This window comes from Alloacidobacterium dinghuense, from assembly GCF_014274465.1.
GTDB classification, from domain to species: Bacteria; Acidobacteriota; Terriglobia; order Terriglobales; family Acidobacteriaceae; genus Alloacidobacterium; species Alloacidobacterium dinghuense.
Genome location: NZ_CP060394.1, coordinates 1,889,749 through 1,909,659 on the forward strand (window position 1 = coordinate 1,889,749; position 19,911 = coordinate 1,909,659).

The window sequence follows — 19,911 nt, forward strand, 5'->3', positions numbered from 1 at the left end:
AAGAAGAGTGCATGCGAACTGCCAACTCTTCGAGATCTGCACTTGGCCTTTGCGTCGTTCTTCTCTCAGCGTTTCTCCCTTGTGTTGCGCGGTCGCAGGAGCCGGTAACGGCTCGCACGCCCGCAACACCGCTTGTCCTGCATGATCCGTATTTCAGCGTTTGGTCATTTGATGATGACTTGACCGCCGGTCCAACACGACACTGGACGGGCACGCGTCAGCAGATGGCAGGGCTCGTACGCATTGATGGAAAGACTTTTCGCTTTCTTGGTGATGACCGCGACACGCCCGCGTTGAAACAAGTCTCTCGCGCCATCTGGCCCACGCGCACAATCTACGATTTCGAAGATGCTGGAATTCACCTCACCCTGACCTTTTTCACACCAGCATTGCCGCAGGATCTCGACGTGCTCTCGCACCCTGTGACCTACGTGAGCTGGGATGTACGCTCCATAGACGACCAACCGCACGCAACATCGCTCTACTTTGATGCTTCCGCACAGTTGGCCACGAACACCGACGATGACACGGTCGTTTGGGGCCGCGAACGAGTTGGCGACATGCAGGCACTGCGCATTGGCACGAACGCGCAGCCCGTGCTCGCGAAGTCAGGCGACAACCTGCGTATCGACTGGGGCTGGTTGTACGTGGCTGTTCCGCCACAAGCGGGCACAGAAACAGCAGCCAGCAGCTACGCTGCCCGCGAGCAATTCGCCAAAGACGGAACGCTGCCCACGAGCGACGATCTCGATATGCCGAGCGCTGTGAAGCAGGGGCTGCCGCTGCTGGCCGTGCGCTTCGGTCTCGGCAGCGTAGGAAGCACTCCTGTTTCGCGCCGCGTTCTGCTGGCATACGACGATCGTTTTTCCATCGAATACCTCAATCGCCGCCTGCGCGCTTACTGGCGTCGCAACGGTATGACGACCGCTGAGATGCTGCAGAAGGCCGAGGCCGAGGAATCATCGCTGCGCTCGCGTGCCGAGGCATTTGACAAAGAGCTTGTCGCGGACCTCGAACACGAAGGCGGCGCGCACTATGCACAACTGGCAACGCTCGCCTATCGGCAGACCATCGCCGCTCACAAGCTCGTCGCCGATGTCGATGGCACGCCGATGCTCTTTTCAAAGGAAAACTTCAGCAACGGCTGCATCGACACCGTCGACGTAACCTACCCGTCAGCGCCATTTTTCCTGCTGCTCAATCCAAAGCTGCTGCAGGCGCAACTGGAACCGATGTTCGCCTATGCCAGTCTGGCTCGCTGGCGCTGGCCGTTCGCGCCGCATGATCTCGGCACCTATCCGCTGGCTAACGGACAGGTCTACGGCGGCGGCGAGCGCACCGAAGAAGACCAGATGCCGGTCGAAGAGAGCGGCAACCTCATCATTCTCACTAACGCTCTTGCACATGCGCAAAACTCAGGGGACTTCGCGCAGAAATACTGGCCGGTGCTCACCAAGTGGGCCCAATACCTCAAAGAAAAGGGCATGGACCCGGAGAACCAGCTCAGCACCGACGACTTCGCCGGACACCTCCCGCACAACACCAACCTCTCCATCAAGGCCATTGAGGCCCTCGGCAGCTATGCGCAGCTTGCCGACCGCCTTGGGAAAAAGCAGGAGGCATCCGAATACCGCAAGCTCGCCGAGCAGATGGCTGCGAAATGGAAAGATATGGCCGTCGATGGCGATCACTACAAGCTAGCCTTTGACCAATCCGGCAGCTGGAGCCAGAAGTACAACCTGGTGTGGGACCGCGTGCTCGGCTTGCACCTGTTCTCTCCGCAAATCGTCGATCAGGAACTCGCCTTTTACTTGAAGCACCAGAATGCCTTCGGCCTGCCGCTCGACAACCGCAAGACCTACACCAAGCTCGACTGGATTGTCTGGACGGCAACACTGAGCACGAAACAGAACGATTTCATTGCGCTCACTGACCCGCTGTACAAATTCATGACCGAATCGCCGACGCGCGTTCCGCTGAGCGACTGGTTTGAGACAACGGATGGCAAACAGGTGGGTTTCCAGGCGCGGTCTGTGGTCGGCGGCGTTTATATGAAAATGTTGGCCGATCCGCAGATGTGGTCGAAGTGGACAGGGAAGGCAAAATAAACTGCCCCCCCTCCCACTGCTTTGCACGGAGATCGTTTCGGGCTCGTTCAAGCCACGTTCAGTTGCTTCAGCAAAAACGCGTAGTCCATCGCGATTTCCTTCAGATAGTCGTAGCGTCCCGATGCGCCGCCATGTCCGGCTGTCATATTCGTGTGCAGCAGCAGGGAATTGTCGTCCGTTTTGAGAGTGCGCAGCTTCGCCACATACTTGGCTGGCTCCCAATACATGACCTGGCTGTCGTAGAGCGACGTCTTCACCAGCATTGCTGGATACGCCTTCGCCTCAAGGTTGTCATACGGGGAGTAGCTGAGCATGTAGTCGAATGCTGCTTTCTCATTCGGATTACCCCACTCTTCATATTCAGGAACTGTCAGCGGTAGCGAGGCATCGAGCATGGTGTTCATCACGTCGACAAAGGGAACATGCGAAATCACGGCGCGGAAGAGATCGGGACGAATGTTGGCGACGGCGCCCATCAGCAATCCGCCAGCGCTGCCGCCTTCCATGGCAACCCGTCCGGGTTCACCGTAGCCGTTTGCGAGCAGGTATTCGGCCGCGGCGATGAAGTCGGTGAAGGTATTGCGCTTCTGCATCAGCCGTCCGGCATCGTGCCACGGCTTGCCCAGATCGCCTCCGCCGCGAATATGCGCGTAGGCCATCACAAAGCCGCGGTCGAGCAGGCTAAGGCGGTTGCCGTTAAATCCAATTGGCAGCGAATATCCGTACGAGCCGTAGCCGTAGACGTAGAGCGGATTCTTGCCGCGCTCAAATTTGTCTTTCCGGTAAACCAGCGAAACTGGAACGGTGACGCCATCAGCAGCCGAGGCAAAGACGCGCTCCGAAGCGTACAGCGTGCGATCGAAGCCGCCGGGAATTTCAAGCTGCTTGAGCAGCTTCGATTCGCCGGTCGTGACGTCGTATTCGTACACCGAACTCGGCGTAACCAGGGACTGGTAGGCGTAGCGGTACGTCGTGGTGTCGAAGATGCGATTCTGATGCGGATGCGCGCTGTAGACCGGCTCGGGAAAAGCAATCTCCACCGAGTTCGGCGTTTCCGTGCCATCTCCGGAAAAGCGCAGCACACGCAAGTGTTGCAGGCCGTCGCGGCGTTCACAGGCAACGTAGAATCCTTTGAATAGATCAACTTCCTCAAGCATTACATCGGCTCTGTGGGGAAGCATTTCTGTCCAGTTCACGATCTCCGGGCTATCCACCGGAACAGTCACCAGCCGGAAATTGCGGCCTGTGTCGTTTACGCGAATGAAGAACAGCCCGTTGCGGTGGTCGAGGTAGTACTCAATGTTGTCACGGCGTGGAGCTACCAGGCGAAACGCGGCCTCTGGCGTATCCGCTGGCAGGAACTGCGCCTCGCTCGTTGTGTGGCTTCCGGCCTCAAGCACGATGTATTTGTCATCGCGCGTGCGTCCAGCACCGATGTTGAAGCGCTCGTCCGTTTCTTCGTAAACGAGCACATCCTGCGCGTGCGAAGTGCTGAGCGTGTGACGAAAAAGCTGATACTGCCGTTTCTGCTCCTCATCCTCGACGGTATAGAAGAGCGTCTTGTTATCTGTGGCCCAGACGATGGAACCGACGCGCTCGACGCGCTCGGAGAGAAGCTCACCTGTGCGGAGATCCTTGACCTGCAGCGTGTACTGCCGGAAGCCCTTGTTGTCGACCGAATAGGCGAGCAGGTTGCCGTCATCGGAGACGGCTGTCGCGCCGACCGCCATGAAGCTCTCACCCTCGGCGAGCTTGTTCACATCCAGAATCACCGCTTCTGGAGCATCCAGGGAGCCCGGCTTACGGCAAAAGATTGGATACTGCAGCCCTTCTTCGGTGCGCGTGTAGTACCAGTAGTCGCCATCGCGAAAGGGAACCGAGACGTCGGTCTCCTTGATGTGGCTCAACATCTCGCGATAGAGCTTCTCCTGCAGCTCCGTCGTCGGCTCAAGAACCGCAGTAGTGTAATCGTTCTCTGCCTTGAGATAGGCGAGCGTATCGGGGCTCTCTTTATCGCGGAGCCACGCGTAGTTGTCAACCAGCGTGTGGCCGTGCAGCGCGGTTTCGGTGTGTTGGGGCTTTGCCACGGGAGGAGTGAGGCGTGTCGCAGTCGTCATAGCTTACTTAGAATATCGTCCAGCCTCATCGATGCCAAAACTGCGGCTTCAGGGCAACCCCAATCAGGTCAGATACAATGGGCAACGCGCCTTGATTATGTCCGACACTCCCCAGCCCTCGCCCGCGGTAGAAGTCGCATTCTCGCTGCGTATTGGCGAGGGGACGCTCAACGCCAAGCTCGACGTTCCGGCAGGCAAGACCACACTGACCGAGCTGCTCCCTATTCTGCAGAACTTCGACAGCAGCATAATCGATCACGTTGTGAGCGAGGCCACGGGGGCAGGACATCCCGTCTCCTGCCGTGCCGGATGCGGTGCATGCTGCCGCCAGATGGTCCCGCTCAGCATCTTCGAGGCGGAGTTTCTCAGTAAATGGTTCAGCACTCTACCAGTGGAGCGCCAGGCTGAGCTTGAAGAACGTTTCCGCCGCGCGCTCATCCGTCTCAAAGAGGCCGGTGTGCTCGACAAGATCATGGACCCGAACTGGGGCACCGATGAAAAGTCTTTCGTGCAGATGGCGGTCGATTATTTTCACGCGGGTGTTCCATGTCCGTTTCTTGAGGACGAGAGTTGCAGCATCCACCCGATCCGTCCGCTCATCTGTCGCGAATATCTCGTCACCTCCCCGGCAGAACTCTGTCAGGACCCTTCGGTTCATCAGATCAGCGCAATTCACCTGCCGATCATGCTGTCGCAGGCACTGTACAAAATGGGCCAGGAATTAACGCGCGATCCGCGCGGATGGATGCCGCTGATTTTTCTGCTTGCCTGGGGCAAGCGCGGCGTAAAGCCAGGCGATTACTTTTCGGGAACCGGTCAGGAAGTGCTGCGCATGTTTATGGAGCACCTCACAAATGAACCACCAGCAGCGGGTGCAACTCTGATGCAGCCGCGATAAGTCAGGCTAGTTTTTTTCAAGAAGCATCAACGCCGCGAGCGCGGCTGTTTTCTCATCCTTTGTCCATGGTGGTCCAATCGAACGCCCTAGAGCCGAAAGGCGGCTCATCGTCTCTGTATCCAAGTCGCGCTCACGAAATCCAGTGACCGGAACACACAGCTTCTCAAAAGCTTCACGAAAAATCCGACGGAAAAATTCACCCTCCGCCGTGTGAATGAGAGCATGCGAAGCCAGAATGTCAGGAAGAGGCGGTAAAGCGCGTCCAGAAGCAAGCAACAGCGCGCAGCCTGCAAGGTTACAGCCACGTCCGCGCAGATCACTCAGGAACGCATCGAGAATCGCAAGCGCCAACCGATTCGAAGCCGCTGCGCAATCTGAGATGTGCTTTTCCGCCGCCGCAATCGCCATGCTTTCCGCAAAGTGATACGGCTGCTTTGCTCCAGGCTTCGTGGGATCGATGACGACGATGTGCTTGCGGTCAACGATCTGCGGCGCAGAAGTGTCGCCAGAAACAGCCACCAGCGCGCCCCAGCCGGAGTGCACGCGAACGCCGATGGCCGCGGCCTTCATGCTATGGAGTCTTTACCGTGTCGCCTGTCTGCGGCTTGCCCGATCCGCTGAAGGTACCAACCGCCGAACTCGCGTCGACGCTGGTAATCGTCAGCTGCCCCACTGCGTTTTCAATCGACCGCAGCGGCTTGCCGGTTGCCGGGTCTTTCACCACGCGCACCACACGCGAAACCGCGAGTTTGTCGCCAACCTTCAGACCAGCGGAGGTACCGACGTTGACAATCACGCTGTCCGGAGCCGACGCATCCGCGATCAGGCCGTTGACCGAAACCGTGGGCGCGACAATCGTGGGCAGCTTCGCGCTGTCTGCATTCAGATTCGTTGCCAGATCCGTGACCGCCTTCGTCGTGGCCTCGCCGATAATCGTCTGGGCAAAGTTGCTGCTGCCCATTCCTGCACCGCCGCCGCCAAAGCCGCCAGTGCCGGCGCCGCCGCCGCTCAGCATCGCGCCCGAGCGCGCCGATTCGCCCTTGCCGCTGGCCGAGGCGAGAATCTCGCCCGTATTGACGTCAATCATGCGAGCGGTGATCGCAACTTCAGCCTTCGACTTCGACGTTCCGACGCCGCCCAGCCCATAGCCGCTGCCCCACTTGCCCAGCATGCCGCCGATGTTCTTGTTCTGGTCGTCGCGCCCGAACTGCGTAATGTCGCCGGTGATCACCGCGTCCACGCCCAGAACGTGCCCAATCTTCGCCGCTGTCGCCGAATCCGCACGATTGCTGTTCGAAAAATTCTGCTCATTCAGAATCTTGTCGATCTGGTTGCGCTCGATCACGCGATAGGTCCCGTCGTTTACCAGTTCGTTGATCAGCATGTCCGAGATTCCCTTGCCGATATCGACATTCGTGCCGAAGATCGCCTGCGACGCCGACATCACCGTGGCATAGTTGAAATCGAGCACCGCTACTTTGTGCTTGACCGGTTGCTGCGCGACAACCGTCGAGCCCATTACCAGAAATGTGAAGAGAGCCGAAACTACGGTACGCATGGATACTGTCTCCTATTTGATGTTCAAGAATTTTTCCAAAGTCGAAACTTCCTTGTCGGCGCGATCCATATAGTCATTCGCTGCCTGAAGGTCGTTTTGCCCGAGTGCGCGATTCGCCTCGCTCATCGAGCTGTTCATTCTGTTGAGGGAACCGAGGATGTCGCCGCGTATATCGAATCCCTGCGCCTGCTGCTGGCTGCGAAGCTGCTGCACGCCGCTGCGAGCCGCGTCTGCCCGCGCTTCAAGATTTGCATAGCGATCATGCGCGTCGCGAACCTCCTGCGCTGAAGGCCCTGTGGGCGGAGCGGGAACAGCCGGCGCTGTCGCGGCAGGCTGCGTGCTCGCGATGGGCGTCTGGTGAGGTTTCGCGGCTGTTACTACCGGATGCGCGGGCGATGTAACGGCCGGACTCGCACTCGTACTCGTAGGAGTGCTGGGCTGCGGCGTTGCCGTGTTCAGCGGATTCGGCTGCTGTGCCGTATCCACTGCTGGAGTTGTTGGCTGCGCGGTGCTGGTGTCAGGAGGAGGGTTTGCAGTCTGCGTATCCGTTACGGCTGCAGCTTTTGGGCTGGCGTTCGTCTTAAACAGATGCGGGAGCAACGTAGCCGCCGCGACCAGAGCCAGAATCGCCGCCACGGCTCCGAGTCCGATCCACAACCCACGATGACTTTTAGCGCTGGAGTTCGCACCTAGCCCAGCCGGAGCGCTCATGGAAACGGGCGCGAATCCCTGTTGCTGCTCCACAGGTTGCGCTGGTTGTTGGCCGGCGGCAGCCTTCCCCTGCACACTCTTAATCGCATCGCGGAACTCATCAGCGGTGCGAAAGCGCCCATCGGGATTCTTGACCATAGCCCGCAGCACAATGTTGTTCAGCTCCGGAGAGAGCGCTGGATTAATCTCCACCGGAGGCTTCGGCGCTTCATTGAGCTGCGCATTCAATACGCTGTATGAGGTATCCGCTTGGAACGGCTTCCGTCCGGTGAGCATTTCGTATAACGTCACGCCAAACGAGTAAAGATCCGAGCGCTGGTCTACCGTGCCACCGCGCACCTGCTCCGGAGACATGTAGTAGACCGACCCCATCGTCGTTCCCGGCCTGGTCAGCTGCATGTCATTCGCCGACTTGGCAATGCCGAAGTCGGTCAGCTTGACCAGCCCGTGCGACGTGATCATGATATTCGCGGGCTTGATGTCGCGGTGTGTCACCCCGCGTCCATGCGCGTAGCTCAGCGCCGAGAGTACCTGTGTCGAAAAATCCAGCGCACGATCCGGAGGAATGCGCGTCTGGCTCGCCAGTGCTTCCAGCGTGGCGCCTTCGACGAACTCCATGATCATCACCAGCTGATTCTGGAACTGAAACGCCGTGCGCAGCTGTGCGATATTCGGATGCTCCAGGCCCGCCAGCGTCCGGATCTCGCTCATGAAGCGCGCGGCAAGCTCCGGCTCCGACGCATAGTCGGGCAGCAGGATTTTCATCGCTTCTTCGCGATTGGAGATGATGTTTCGGACCTTGTAGACGCGGCCCATGCCGCCCGAACCCAGCAGCGCCAGAACTTCATAGTCACCGACGCGCTGGCCAACCTCAAGTGCCATATTATGGGCCTCTGCGGGGGGTAAGTTGTGCCGGGGGAGTGAGGGGGCCAAACTGCCTGAACGCCCCGAGTGTACCCCATTTCCGGTGCATAAGCCCGAAAAAAGTCGCACTCCGCGACCATTTCGCAGCTCGCGTATCAAGCGTCCCGGACCGGCTATTTTGCTGCTCCGGAAAATGGTGCAGGCCGGGCTTTGATCGTTGCAGGGTAGAAGGTTATGAAGCGATTTCGAGTCGCGGGCAAAATTCCGGATGGGATGAGGCAGGCCGCAAGGGGTATAATCGGCCCCGCAGAACGACCGAGGTTGGCTGCAATGAAATCATCATGGCAAACAGAGATCGGACATCTCGCGTGCTGCTGGTGTGAATCGGGTCCGAGCGCGCAGTATAGCCTGCGTTGGATGCAGGAGACCTCAGATATCAAGAGCGGCCACCTTCCGCCTATTCCGGATTTTGCCAGCCACAGTCCATTCGGCGGAGCGTCATGGTTCCAGCCTCACATAGTTGACGAAAATTCCAAATAGCTCTCTCGATTCGAACCAAACCACTATCCTTGTCTTGTAATCTTTACAGACACTCACGCATCTGGCAGTCTTATCCAGCAGCCGGCTTGTAAATCCGATTGCAATCGGCGAGACAATTTGCATTGGGAACAAGTCTCTCAACAAGATGGAAAGCCAAACCGGATTGAAGCTCGAAGTCGCGGGATTGACCGACGTTGGCTGCAAACGCACCAACAACGAAGACAGTTTGGGCTACGACCTCGCCTCGCAAGTCTTTGTTGTTTGCGATGGCATGGGAGGAATGGCCGCCGGAGAAGTTGCCAGCAGCACCGCCGTCCACAAGCTGATTCAATCCTTCGGCGAGATGGCCACCTCGCCGGTAGCCGAATCCTTAACCATCGAAGAACGCCTCTATTACGCCATCGCCGCCGCGAATCAGGAAGTCTGCGCTCTCGCGCGCGCCAACCATGACCTGCGCGGCATGGGCACAACGCTGGTAGCTGCTTGCTTGGATGGCCGCAAGATCGTCATCGGCAACGTAGGCGACAGCCGCGCCTATTTCCTGCGCGACGGAGGCTGCGTGCAGATCACCCTCGACCACTCCTACCTCGCCGAACAGATCCGCAATGGCGTCATGACTGAAGACGACGCCGAAGCCTCGCCGCTGCAGTCGCTCATCACCCGCGCTATCGGAACCACCGATTCCGTCGAACCGGACCTCTTCAGCGCGGAACTGGAAGCGGGCGACATCGTTCTGCTCACCACCGATGGCCTCACCCGCTACGCCGACGCCAACGCCATAGCCCGGCTGATTTTCGGGCAGGCCAACCTGCAGCAGGCGTGTCAGGCGCTGATTGACGCCGCTAAAGTACAGGGAGCGGTAGACAACGTGACCTGCGTATTGCTGCACTTTTCCGAAGGAGATTCAGGCGCGTATTCCATTTGAAATATGGAGCCGCGAAGGGCGGGTGCCCCATGTCTCGATTTTGAGACATGGGATTTACTTTAGCAGCGCGAAAGCGATTGAAGCCGGTAATTCACCGATACCTGATCAGCCATCACCGTGAGAACCAACCAATTGGTCGACGTAGCAAGCGGAATCTGCCCGATGAGCAAGTCGATCGCCGCAAAGATCCAGAGCGTGCCCGATTTATAGATACGGAATCTCATTGCTTTCCTATTCTTTGATTCTTCCGGCTGATCCGGGGTTGATTGCTGGAGATTCCATATTTTCCGCCATGCCTCTCCAGAGGCTCTGGCGTCAAGAAAAAATCGGCGGCGCTCATGGCTTACTCCTTCATCCGATACCACGATGATGGCCGGTAAACGATTTGCAAACAACACTAGAAGGAGCGTTTTTCAACTCACAGAATCTTGTGACTTTGCGATACCGCTTTCGAGGAAGCGTAAGAGACTACGACGTGGATACTGGACGGCTGCCACGAAGCATCTACCGCAAAGTTGACTCCACCTGTATGGCCAGCCTCTTCGAGGAAATTCTCAAGTGGTATGGAGCCATAGGGCCCTCGATTTGATCTAAGCTTCGTTCCAGAATGGGAAGATAGACAGTGAAATAATCGTTGTTCGAACAACTACTGGCGTGAAATTATGCCTAAATTTGCTATCCTGAAAATAGGAGCAAAGAAGCCCGCTGATCTTGGCGGGCTTTTTCAATTGCTCCGCTCCAGCGGTGGTAACGGTAATGCCGCCAAGTATTTTTATTTGGACGAATTTACGAAAATATAGGGGGGCCTAACCCAGACCTTCCTCAACCTGAGCGGCCAGCCTCTTGGGCGCAACCTGAAGATAACTGGCAGTGATCAGGTCGCGAACCTCGTTCCAGTCGATCTTCCCGCGGTCAAGCCGAAGCCCAACCCAGCCCCGCGGACCGACATAAGCCGGCAGATAAAACTTCTGGGGATGGGCAGCGATTAGCGCGCTGTTTTCTCCCGGCAGAGCCTTCGCGCAGACCGAAACGATACCGTCGCCGTGATGGTCGTTCAGAAAGTACGCGAAGTTCTTCTTCCGTACGGTGAAAGCCGCGTGCTGCCCCTGATCGCACCGCACGGCTTCAGGCAGAGCCAGGCAGATCTCCGTAAGTTGGGACAGACGCGGATCTTGACCGTACTTCATCGGAAGTACCTGTATTTGGAAGAATTTACAAAAACACAAGGGGGACTAACGCCCAACCTCCGACACGCAGCGCATCGCGAGCCCGCCCGGCATGAGCAGTCCGGCGTTCGGTCCGGAAAGCTCGATCCGCACAACCAGCGGGGTGTTGTCGACCACAATCGGCGTATTCGCAATCTCCAGCGGATATGCCAGCCGCACCGGATTGCCCGGCTGCTCGACCTTGCCCTTGTCGATCAGGTGGAAAAGCGCCCACGTGCCGTTGAACTGTAAAGGCAAACTATTCGACCCGTAGTTCGCCACCAGCTGTGCCATCTGCGCCGACTGTGCCGACCAAGTCAGCTGCTTTGAAATGTTGGCCCCCGAGAGCCGCTGCGCATCGACGGCCAGCGTGACGCTCTGAATGCCTTTCGAAGGCAGGATGTTCGCCGTGAAGTTCAGCGCGGGGGAAGTCGAACCCGCGGGATAGAGCGCCGACGACAATGCCGTCGCCTGGTTGAAAAAGTGCAGGAACGCCGGATTCAGCTTGATGGGAGCGTTCGGCGCGGGAACGTATGTCGAGCCCTGCTGCTGCAGCATCGGCTTCAGCGTCGCATCGTAGAACTGCCAGAGCGACCCCGTCCCCGGCTGGAAGACGGCGCCAACTTCGGCCGTGCTCGCCTCGACTGTTGAGTTTGGCGCAAAGGGGAACTTCGCCATCAGCGCCGAGAAGCCGCCGCAGAAGCTCTTGCCGCCGCCGTTCGCCTGCTCGGGCCGCGCGCCGCGCACTGCATCTTCAACGGAGTTGATGGGAGCCTGCATCAACGCAATCACCGTCTGCTCCACGTGCGCCTGCGGATCAATATTGAACGCCTGCGACGCCTGGCTGACCGCGCCATGAGCGCTGACGGCAGCGCCGATAATCGGCTGCGCAGCGTTGGGATCGGTAGGATTCGGGCTCTGCGCTACTTGGGAAACCGCGCCCTGCAACCCGACCAGCGCATTGATGTACCCGCTGTTGCTGGGAAATACGAGATGTTCCGTGCAGTCGGCAGGAACAAGCGCCTGCGTCGGCTGAAACGCCTTTTGAATGTCCGGGTTGGAGACCGCCGTGTTGTGCGAAGCGGTGCAGACCAGGGCCAGCAGCGGGGAATTGGGATTCGAAAGAATCTGCAGCTTTTGTCCCGCATCCGGAAGCCCGCGATAGCGCACGACAGAGGCCTGCTTCAAGTAGGTTCGCCACTCGCTGAGGTAATCAGCCAGATATCGGCCAGCAAGCTCCTGTGTGAGGTTGGCGCGGTCGAGCGACGGAGGAGCCTGATCGCCCAGCACCCACGCCTCGCCGCTAAAGTAGCGGTCCGGATGCAGAATTGCATCCTGCATGAACGCAAAGCCGTTACGTGAAAACGCTCCTGGAACGACGTGCGACTCGACAACAACGACAGAAGAGCCGGGATAGATCCGGTTGAAATCAATCGAAGGATTGGCCTTGTTCGCCGCAGCAAGCATGTTCTGGTAAATGCGGTCGTACCCGCCAAAGCTGCCGAGGTACGTGCGCGCATGCGTGACCACTGGCATTGCCGGCGCGATGGAATACGGGTTCCCACGCTTTAGTTCATTGGCATAGAAATCGAACTGCTGTTGCGCCAGTTGCTTCTGCTGCTCGGTTTCAGGAGTGCGGCCGTTGAGCCAATACTGCATCATCACCGGAGTAAGAAATTCCGCTGTGCTCTTATCCGCATTCGAGGTGGTGATGAGATACGCGCGCAGCGGATTGTAAGCCGCCGAGTAATCGGCTCCCGCCTGCGGTGTAGCTGGAAGTCCGCCCAACATGGTGACGATGTTGACCTGCGTATTGGTCAGCAGGAGCCGCTGGAAACGATCGAAGTAAATCCGTCGTGCTGCTTCGAGCAGGCTGTCGCCGTGATACAGCCCCCAGCGATACATCAGTGGCGGCCCGTTCTGCTGATAGCCCTCAAGCTGGAGAACAGCCGAACGAAGCTGGTCGAGCGACGAAAGATCCTGCGTTGAAGCCAGCATGGTTGCAGGCACAGTCCTCGGCGGGAGCGCTTCGGCGGCGGACGAAATCTGCTTTTCCAGGTGGGAGTTGTTGCCGTAGGAAATGACCAGGCAAAGCAGGTAGATCAGCAGCAGGGCGGAAACCGTCCCGAAGACGATGCGACGGAACGTATGTGTGCGCCCACTGTTGCTGGTGCTTGAAAGCGCGCTTCGATCCTGCAGGATGACAACGGGGAAGAGCTTCGGCAGGAAGGCCCACTGGGCGATCTTCTGCGATACCACCTGCGGAGCCGGAGCTGCTTGCGCAGCTTGCATCTGCTGGACAGAGAATATGCGCGTGGCACTTGCGTCTGCCGGTGCCGTCTGCCGCACCGCGGCCGGAGCGCTGACCATCTGCTCGACGATGTGCGCGCGCACGCCGGTGAAATAGAAGCCGCGCAGATACGGATTCGCATTCAGATGACTGGGCCTCGCCAACTCCACCAGGTAGGACGAGAGATTGTTTCGCAGCTTGCGCAGCTCGCGCGGAAATTCGTAAACCGGATCGACGTTGCGCTGATCGTTCTCCCGCGAAAGCATCTCGAGGCGATATTCACCTAGCGAGAAGACCAGCTGGTCGACCGCATTTGTAACTTCGCGAGTTGCTTGTTCCGCATAAAGGCCGCTCGATACGCCACTGCGCGCCGTCGGAATGCCAAGCGCCTGCGAAGCTTCTTCGTTCGAGAGATTGCGGACGTACTCCGTGAATCCGGGAACACGATCGAGCTTGGTGAGGATGACGTAGACCGGAACCTCGGTCCCGAGTTGTTGCGCCAGATCGCGCAGCATCTGATTGTTCTGGCGGGCCGATGCAGCTACGGCCTCGGTTGCAGAGGCACCAAGAAACTGCTCGCAACTCATGCAGACGACAGCCGCGCGAATTGGAGCCTGCGACCCCATCGCTGCGCGATAGGCCTTGGGGCGCGTCCTGCGAATCAGCTTCGACCACAGCGCGGGGCTTCTGCGAACCGCATCACCGGCTTCCACGATGACGCACTGCTGCGTGTACCAAAGATTCGCAACCGGTGTAGCTACAATATCCTGATCTCGATACATCTGTCCGCCCAGCAACTCGGGGTCCAGGCCGGACTTCATCACCGTCGTCGTCTTAGCGGAATTCGCCTCGCCCAACATGTAAAGCAGCGGCAGGGAATCGAGCGTTTTCGCGCCAGTCCGCTGCGCAGAAGCAAGCTTTTTCTCCGCGTCGCGCAAGAGCGTATCGAGTTCCGTATTACCCTGAACATTCTTTGTTGAGCCTTCACGCTTCTTCTTGCGGAAGTGCAACACGAGGATGGTCGTGGCTGCGGCGACACCAAGGAGAACCAACAGCACGCGCAGGATCACCAGTGCTGTGCCCTCTACATGGAGCACCGGACCAGCCATCCAGGCAAGCACAAGCGAGAGCAGAAAAATAACGATCGAGATGACAATCGAAACCACAACAGACTCCTAACGAGCGCTCACAGGGCTGTTCTGGCCCTGGCTCTGAACTTGGGAGACACCGGAACCAAGAAGAATTTCAAAACCGCCAAAGGCAATCACCGTCAGGCCCGCCAGCACGCAGGCGGTAATCAACAATCCACGGCTCCACGCATCTTTCGCGCGCGTGGGTTTCACTTCAGGCGCAGGCATTGGCGGAATCAGATATGCCTGACCGCGAATGCGCTGGATCTTCTCGCGCGCTTGACGAAGCAACTGGTGAAGCTCGCCGCTGTCGCCGAAGGCATAGCGCCCGCGATAGCCCATCTGGAGGCACAGGCAGTGCAATTCGAGAGCGTCGGCCACTTCAGCCGAGTCCGGCTGTGTGAGCAGCTTGCGAAGGTTAACGAAGAAGGTCTCTCCGGCAAGATGACCGCCGAACAGCTCTTCCTGCAAAGGCCGCCGGGCCCAGTCTGCAAAGTTGGGGCTTTGCAGATTAAGGACGCTCTCGTCGAGATACGCGACGGCGGCGAAGACGCCCATCTGCACCGTTTCGCTCGTGTAGCCAAGCGACTTCGCATCCTGCATCGCAGTCTGCAGAGAGCGCCGCATCTGCGCGCGGAAGCTCTCCGAGTCCTGTACCTGCTGGCGCTGAAAACGGACACGAAGAATCGCCGTAAGAACTTCCTGAAACGAAAACGCCAGGCTGTTAACGCGGGCTGTACTCATCAGGACGCCTCCACAATCACGGTAAGGTCAAATTCCGGGTCCGAAAGATCACCCGGAATATACACGCCAACCTTGCGGGTTTGAAGAATGTGCTCCCAACACGGCCCCGCGGTTTCAACAACGAAATATTGCATGTCCGCCTCCGCGCGAATCGCCGTAGGAGGCACGGGCAAGTGCGTGAGCGTCATTCCCGGCAAAGCTCGCTTCACCAACTCCGGCACAAATCGCGCCGAGCAGACCTTGACCAGCCGCGGCACCATATTCAACAGCGCCGACTCGCCCAGGCTCGAACGCACGCCGAGCACCCAGCGGGCACGGCGCAGACAGCGTTCGTCCACAACATCCGCCTCCTGAATGTAAGGCTCTGTCGGATCGAACTTCAGAGTTACAGTATTTGACGGGACGACAATCTCAAGATGCCGTTTGATGTGCGCATCGAGTGCCTGGAATCCCGGCCCGGGATCGCGATGATCGTACGAGGGAAGCGTGCGTGGATCGGAATCGACGGCAAAGGTGCAGAGCGCTCCCGCAAGACGTGACAGCTCGACAAACAATTCCTCCGGATGCGCATGCTTGGTGGCGCTGAGGTGCTGCAAGGGCGGAATCGCGTTGTGTAGCGCATGCAGAAACCAGTAATTGGCAACATCGAGGGCGGAAGTCCCGGCCTCGAAGCGTCCGTGGCGGCGAGCGCTGCGGGCAATCGTCGCGCTCTTCTCACCGATCGTTTCAATCAGCCGCTTGAAGAGCAGCATCAACGGTTCGCTGGCGCTGGCTCGCAGGCATGTGGGAATGAATTCTTCATCGTAGATCAAGTGACCGCGGCCATCACGTAGCACGCGCGCAATCGGAATCGATTGCATCTCGGGAGTGAGTTCCGCTTCGGTAAGGACACGAATATTTTTCCGCCCCAGCTCGATCTCGCGCTCATCGATGCCGTTCGTCTCGTCGCGTAGAACGCGTTGCATGCGAGCGTAGCGGGTGCCGCTGGCAACGTCCTTCAGATCGCAGTCGAAGCCATTGTCCTTACGCGTGGGAACAGCGAGATACAGCGGCAGCGCCGCATCGGTCGACGGAAAAACCTCGGCGAGATTGCGTGCTGCCGGTGGTGGATCGGAATTCGGCAGCTCGAAGGTCAACCCATCTGGAAAAACGCCGGAAGCATGCAGGACGACAGCACTGCCGTTTCGAATGGCCTTCTGATCCAGCTCAAAATGGAGAAATCCCCAAGGCTCGTGCCACAAGCTGGCAACGAGAAACGCGATCGAGTCTTCAAAGTACCGGCTCTGGGTCTGAAAATGGTGCGGTCCCAGATACATGCCTTCGGACCAGACCACACGCGACAAAAATTTCATAAATATTGAACCATTAGGCGAATCGGCGAAACGTTGTTGGTGAATGGCGCACAACCATACAGGCCGTGAAGAACGACACTTCACAGCATAGTGAATGCATCGCGCTTTTAGTTTCTGCTGCTTGAATTTATTGCGGCCAATTCGTGTGTGCATCCTAGGGTGTCAAGGCTTTACTGTCAAGATTTTGCGATGTAAGCTTGGACTCCAGAATCAACAGTCAATTTCGAAGTCACGGGTTGCATAACATGGACTCATCCAAGTCACCATTTGACAGCTCTCATTCCTCTGGTCCGGGTGAGTCGGCAGCAAACGAGCCCGCGAGCGCGACCGGAATGTTCGGCGCGGTTGCGCCTAAGTCTGATGGCCCATCTGCTGAACAGGACGATCTGCTGAAATCGCTGCTGCGCTCGGAAGCAGCACCCGCGAAGAGCAACCCTACTGCACCTCCGCCGCAACCGTTTGCTCCACCATCCAGCCCGCCAACAGCAGGCGGCGCGGGAAGCTTCACGCAACTGTTTCAGTCGCTCGCGCCTGCTGGAGCGCAGCCTCTCAAAACCGAGAGCCAGCCCACGGCTCCCATAGCATCACCGCTTCCCCCTGCGCCGCAAAAACCTCCCAAGGATCTCACCAGCGTCTTTACTCCGGTTTCGATCAACAAGCCTTTGGCCCCCGCAGCTTCGTCAGCATCTCCCACACCTTTCGCTCCGCCGCAAACGCCCGGAGAATTCACGCAGCTTTTACAAACTCTGAGCAACTCGCCTGCAAAAGAACAAGTAGCCGCTCCAGCGCCAATACCAGCAACCCAAATGAAGCCGTCTCAGCAGCCCGGAGTCTTCACCCAGGTGTTTAAGACAGCTCCGGCTCAACCGGCACCCGCCGAAGCCGGATTCGCCCCGGTTCCAATTCCTGAAGAGACTGCGTCTGCTCCCGCGCAACCGAGCGCGCCGGTACCGACCACCGAACAGACTGCCGCACCCGGAGCATTCACGCAGATGTTCCAATCACTCTCTCCGTCACAACGCGTAGCTGAAACCGCGCCAATGCCGACGCAGCCTATCGCGCCTCAGCAGCCCACACCCGCTGGCGGCTTCACCCAGATGTTTCAATCGTTCGCGGGATCGAAGGAGCAAGCGCCAACTCCAGCTCCGGCGCAACCGCGGCCTGCCGCAACATTCGAAGCACCAGCCGCGCCGCCGCAATCTGGCCCCGGCGCGTTTACGCAGATGTTCTCGCATGCGGGCGCTCAAAATACGCCGCAGGAAGATCCGCTTGCGTCCTTGAAGCAGCAACAGACTCCGCCGAGCAACTTCTCGTTTTCGACGCCCGCACCCTCGGCGAGTTCGTTCGGAAGCCCAGCCAGCCCAACTGCTGCACCAGCGCAGGGAGGCTTCACCCAGCTCTTTCAGGCTCTGGGAAAAGAAAACACGGCTCCGGCGAAAGAGCCGCCGCCGTTTATGCCGTCTCCTTCACCTGCAGCCGCCCCGAGCATTCCCGCAGCCGGTGGTTTCACTCAGCTGCTGCAGACTCTGAACGCCGGAAACGCAGCTCCGCCCGCGCAGGCAGCACCGCAGCCCCTAGCTCCCAGTACTCCGCAGCCGATGCCGCAAAGCGGCCCCGGTGAATTCACCAGAATTATTTCCGGTTCGATGTTGCGCGAGTCGCAAGGACAGAACGTGGCTCCCGGCAGTCCGCCCGTCATGCCGCCACCGGCGCAGGCCGCTGGTGGCCAGCCCGGTTTTCAGATGCCGCAGCCTCCGCCATTTGCGAAGATGCCCCCTGCCGCCCCACCACCGGTGCCACAGATGCACGCCGGTGGAGCAGGCGCCGCGCACCCAGCGCCACACTTTCAGCCGCCCGCTTTTCAGTTTCCTCCGGCTCCAGCACCTGCGCCCGCACCACCAGCTCCGCCAAGCAAGCTGCAGCAGTATCTGCCGCTGATCCTGATCGTGAACGTCTTCGTTTTGATCGTGGTGATCCTGATTCTGTTCTTCGCGCTGCGTCACCACTAATCAGGATTGGCAAAGAGAATAATCAGCTCCATATCCGGGTTCGGGATTTCTCCCGGCACATAGACGCCGAAGTTGCGCGCGCGCAGCACAGCATCCCACACCGGGCCGCTGCGATCCACGCTGAAGTACTGATAGCGCAGTTTCACCGGAATCGCTCGCGGAGGCACAGGCACGTGCGTCAGCGGTAATCCAGGAAGCGCCTGGCGAATCAGTTGCTCGATATGCGTCGCCGAACATGCCTTGGCGAGACTGGGTATGCGGCTGATAAGGTCGGCTTCCCGCATGTCGGCCGAGACAGCAATATAGAAGCGCGAATTCTCAAAGTATTGGTCTTTGTCGATGGCGGTGGCGTAAATCGAATCGCGCAGCTGCTTCAACGGGAGCGCCACAAAGTTGCTTGGCACCACTGTCTCAAGCAGTTCGGCAATGATGGCATCGAGCGCGATGAAGCATTTCCCCTGGTCTTCATGTTCGTATTTCGGCAAATCACGGGGCTCGATCTTCTGCGAAAACGTGGTCAGCGCGCCCGCAAGCGAAAGCATCTGCGTATAGAGCGATTCCGGATGAACGTGGCTCGCTTCGAGCAGATGCCGCAGCACTGGAAGGTGAGCGTTCATGGTGTAGAGCAGCCAGAAATTGGCGACGTCTGACGCGCTGAAGTCGGCAAGCGATTGATTGCGCTGACGGCGTGAACCGGCAAGCTGGCTGCTGCGCGCGACCAGCACTTCAATCAGGCCACGCAGAATGCCGGAGAGCACTTCGCTGCCTTTTACATTCAGCATCGGCGGGACGAACTTCGCATCCAGCCGATAGCCACCCGCCTCCGTCTTCTCGATCCTCGCCAGCGGCAACAATACGGAGCCTTCTAAATTCTCTCCATCCGCAAGAATCTGCAGGTTCTTCCGTGCGAGCGACACCGGCTTTTCGATACCGGAGCTGTTCTCATCGCGCAGCATCTGCAGCTCCGCGTAGAAGCGTGTGTTGATGCCTCCGCGTTGCAGACCTACATTGATTCCGCCGGGCCGCTCCTGGGGAACTGCGAGATAGAACGAGCATGTTTCCTGGCCCGGATGAAAGCACTCATCGAGCGTGCGTAAACGCGGAGCCGCATCTGACGAAGGCAGATCCAGCAAAAGCCCATCGGGCAAAACTCCGGAAGCCTGCGAAATGCTGAGTTGTCCTTCGCTCAACGCGGTGCCGTCGATCTGCAAGGAAGTAAATCCCCAGTAGCGAAACGAGAGCGCTTCTACAACGAAGCGAAGACTTTCTTCAAAAAAACGGTCCTGTGCCTGTAAGTGCTGCGGGGATAGAAAGACGCCTTTCGACCAGACAACCGGCTGTAACTGTCGCATAAGTTTTTTAAGTTAGGATACCTATCGGGGTTTGAGTATACAGGGATGGTGAAACCCAGTTAACAAAACGCTTCAAGTCTTCGCCAAACGCATGTGAAACGATTTCAA

General features: G+C 58.5%; 14 protein-coding genes. 4 read left to right on the forward strand and 10 right to left on the reverse strand.

Annotation, left to right across the window (positions count from 1 at the left end; all coding sequences use genetic code 11):
• The first annotated feature begins 11 nt into the window (after positions 1-11).
• Positions 12-2,108 (forward strand): glutaminase family protein, encoded by a 2,097-nt coding sequence (locus H7849_RS07635; protein ID WP_186745424.1) that lies wholly within the window; start codon positions 12-14, stop codon positions 2,106-2,108.
• 47 nt (positions 2,109-2,155) lie between these two features.
• Here H7849_RS07635 and H7849_RS07640 read toward each other — a convergent pair whose 3' ends face one another.
• Entirely contained in the window at positions 2,156-4,225 is a 2,070-nt protein-coding gene (locus H7849_RS07640) for a S9 family peptidase (RefSeq protein ID WP_186745426.1), read from the reverse strand.
• Positions 4,226-4,256: 31 nt separating this feature from the next.
• On the opposite strand from H7849_RS07640, the gene H7849_RS07645 reads away from it, so the two are divergent.
• Entirely contained in the window at positions 4,257-5,123 is an 867-nt protein-coding gene (locus H7849_RS07645) for a YkgJ family cysteine cluster protein (RefSeq protein ID WP_186745428.1), read from the forward strand.
• Positions 5,124-5,129: 6 nt separating this feature from the next.
• On the opposite strand, the gene H7849_RS07650 is transcribed toward H7849_RS07645, so the two are convergent.
• The 3 genes from H7849_RS07650 to H7849_RS07660 are packed head-to-tail and all read right to left on the reverse strand — an operon-like array spanning position 5,130 to position 8,274.
• Positions 5,130-5,693 carry a hypothetical protein gene (locus H7849_RS07650; RefSeq protein ID WP_186745430.1) on the reverse strand — a complete coding sequence of 188 codons (564 nt, stop codon included), beginning with the start codon at positions 5,691-5,693 and terminating at the stop codon, positions 5,130-5,132.
• A 1-nt stretch (position 5,694) separates the two neighbouring features.
• Entirely contained in the window at positions 5,695-6,681 is a 987-nt protein-coding gene (locus H7849_RS07655; protein WP_186745432.1) for a CsgG/HfaB family protein, read from the reverse strand.
• 12 nt (positions 6,682-6,693) lie between these two features.
• Complete coding sequence (locus H7849_RS07660; RefSeq protein ID WP_186745433.1) at positions 6,694-8,274, reverse strand: serine/threonine protein kinase; 1,581 nt, start codon at positions 8,272-8,274, stop codon at positions 6,694-6,696.
• Positions 8,275-8,941: 667 nt separating this feature from the next.
• On the opposite strand from H7849_RS07660, the gene H7849_RS07665 reads away from it, so the two are divergent.
• Positions 8,942-9,721 (forward strand): Stp1/IreP family PP2C-type Ser/Thr phosphatase, encoded by a 780-nt coding sequence (locus tag H7849_RS07665; RefSeq protein WP_186745435.1) that lies wholly within the window; start codon positions 8,942-8,944, stop codon positions 9,719-9,721.
• A 59-nt stretch (positions 9,722-9,780) separates the two neighbouring features.
• Here the strand turns inward: H7849_RS07665 and H7849_RS07670 are convergent, their stop codons facing one another.
• The 5 genes from H7849_RS07670 to tssK (H7849_RS07690) all read right to left on the reverse strand — a co-directional run bounded on the left by H7849_RS07670 (position 9,781) and on the right by tssK (H7849_RS07690) (position 16,442).
• On the reverse strand, positions 9,781-9,945 hold the full coding sequence (locus H7849_RS07670; protein ID WP_186745437.1) for a KxYKxGKxW signal peptide domain-containing protein: 165 nt from the start codon (positions 9,943-9,945) through the stop codon (positions 9,781-9,783).
• 582 nt (positions 9,946-10,527) lie between these two features.
• A complete protein-coding gene (locus tag H7849_RS07675; RefSeq protein WP_186745439.1) occupies positions 10,528-10,908 on the reverse strand; it encodes an MmcQ/YjbR family DNA-binding protein in 381 nt (126 codons plus the stop codon).
• Positions 10,909-10,953: 45 nt separating this feature from the next.
• The gene (locus H7849_RS07680) at positions 10,954-14,382 is read right to left on the reverse strand and encodes an ImcF-related family protein (protein WP_186745441.1); all 3,429 of its coding nucleotides are present in this window, start codon (positions 14,380-14,382) and stop codon (positions 10,954-10,956) included.
• Between the two features lie 9 nt (positions 14,383-14,391).
• Positions 14,392-15,090, reverse strand: a complete 699-nt coding sequence (locus tag H7849_RS07685) for a DotU family type IV/VI secretion system protein (protein WP_186745443.1) — start codon at positions 15,088-15,090, stop codon at positions 14,392-14,394.
• Entirely contained in the window at positions 15,090-16,442 is a 1,353-nt protein-coding gene (gene tssK / locus H7849_RS07690; protein ID WP_186745445.1) for a type VI secretion system baseplate subunit TssK, read from the reverse strand. The genes H7849_RS07685 and tssK (H7849_RS07690) overlap by 1 nt, the downstream gene beginning before the upstream one ends.
• A gap of 245 nt (positions 16,443-16,687) precedes the next feature.
• Between tssK (H7849_RS07690) and H7849_RS07695 the strand changes: the two genes are divergently transcribed.
• Entirely contained in the window at positions 16,688-18,451 is a 1,764-nt protein-coding gene (locus H7849_RS07695; protein WP_186745446.1) for a hypothetical protein, read from the forward strand.
• On the opposite strand, the gene tssK (H7849_RS07700) is transcribed toward H7849_RS07695, so the two are convergent.
• Positions 18,448-19,803, reverse strand: coding sequence for a type VI secretion system baseplate subunit TssK (gene tssK / locus H7849_RS07700; RefSeq protein WP_186745448.1), 1,356 nt, complete (start codon positions 19,801-19,803; stop codon positions 18,448-18,450). The genes H7849_RS07695 and tssK (H7849_RS07700) overlap by 4 nt on opposite strands.
• Positions 19,804-19,911 lie beyond the last annotated feature (108 nt).

Bases quoted from the DNA above. Each gene is read 5' to 3' on its own strand.
- H7849_RS07635 (WP_186745424.1), top strand. From the start codon at position 12: ATGCGAACTGCCAACTCTTCGAGATCTGCACTTGGCCTTTGCGTCGTT.
- H7849_RS07640 (WP_186745426.1), bottom strand. From the start codon at position 4,225: ATGACGACTGCGACACGCCTCACTCCTCCCGTGGCAAAGCCCCAACAC.
- H7849_RS07645 (WP_186745428.1), top strand. From the start codon at position 4,257: ATGCCAAAACTGCGGCTTCAGGGCAACCCCAATCAGGTCAGATACAAT.
- H7849_RS07650 (WP_186745430.1), bottom strand. From the start codon at position 5,693: ATGAAGGCCGCGGCCATCGGCGTTCGCGTGCACTCCGGCTGGGGCGCG.
- H7849_RS07655 (WP_186745432.1), bottom strand. From the start codon at position 6,681: ATGCGTACCGTAGTTTCGGCTCTCTTCACATTTCTGGTAATGGGCTCG.
- H7849_RS07660 (WP_186745433.1), bottom strand. From the start codon at position 8,274: ATGGCACTTGAGGTTGGCCAGCGCGTCGGTGACTATGAAGTTCTGGCG.
- H7849_RS07665 (WP_186745435.1), top strand. From the start codon at position 8,942: ATGGAAAGCCAAACCGGATTGAAGCTCGAAGTCGCGGGATTGACCGAC.
- H7849_RS07670 (WP_186745437.1), bottom strand. From the start codon at position 9,945: ATGAGATTCCGTATCTATAAATCGGGCACGCTCTGGATCTTTGCGGCG.
- H7849_RS07675 (WP_186745439.1), bottom strand. From the start codon at position 10,908: ATGAAGTACGGTCAAGATCCGCGTCTGTCCCAACTTACGGAGATCTGC.
- H7849_RS07685 (WP_186745443.1), bottom strand. From the start codon at position 15,090: ATGAGTACAGCCCGCGTTAACAGCCTGGCGTTTTCGTTTCAGGAAGTT.
- tssK (WP_186745445.1), bottom strand. From the start codon at position 16,442: ATGAAATTTTTGTCGCGTGTGGTCTGGTCCGAAGGCATGTATCTGGGA.
- H7849_RS07695 (WP_186745446.1), top strand. From the start codon at position 16,688: ATGGACTCATCCAAGTCACCATTTGACAGCTCTCATTCCTCTGGTCCG.
- tssK (WP_186745448.1), bottom strand. From the start codon at position 19,803: ATGCGACAGTTACAGCCGGTTGTCTGGTCGAAAGGCGTCTTTCTATCC.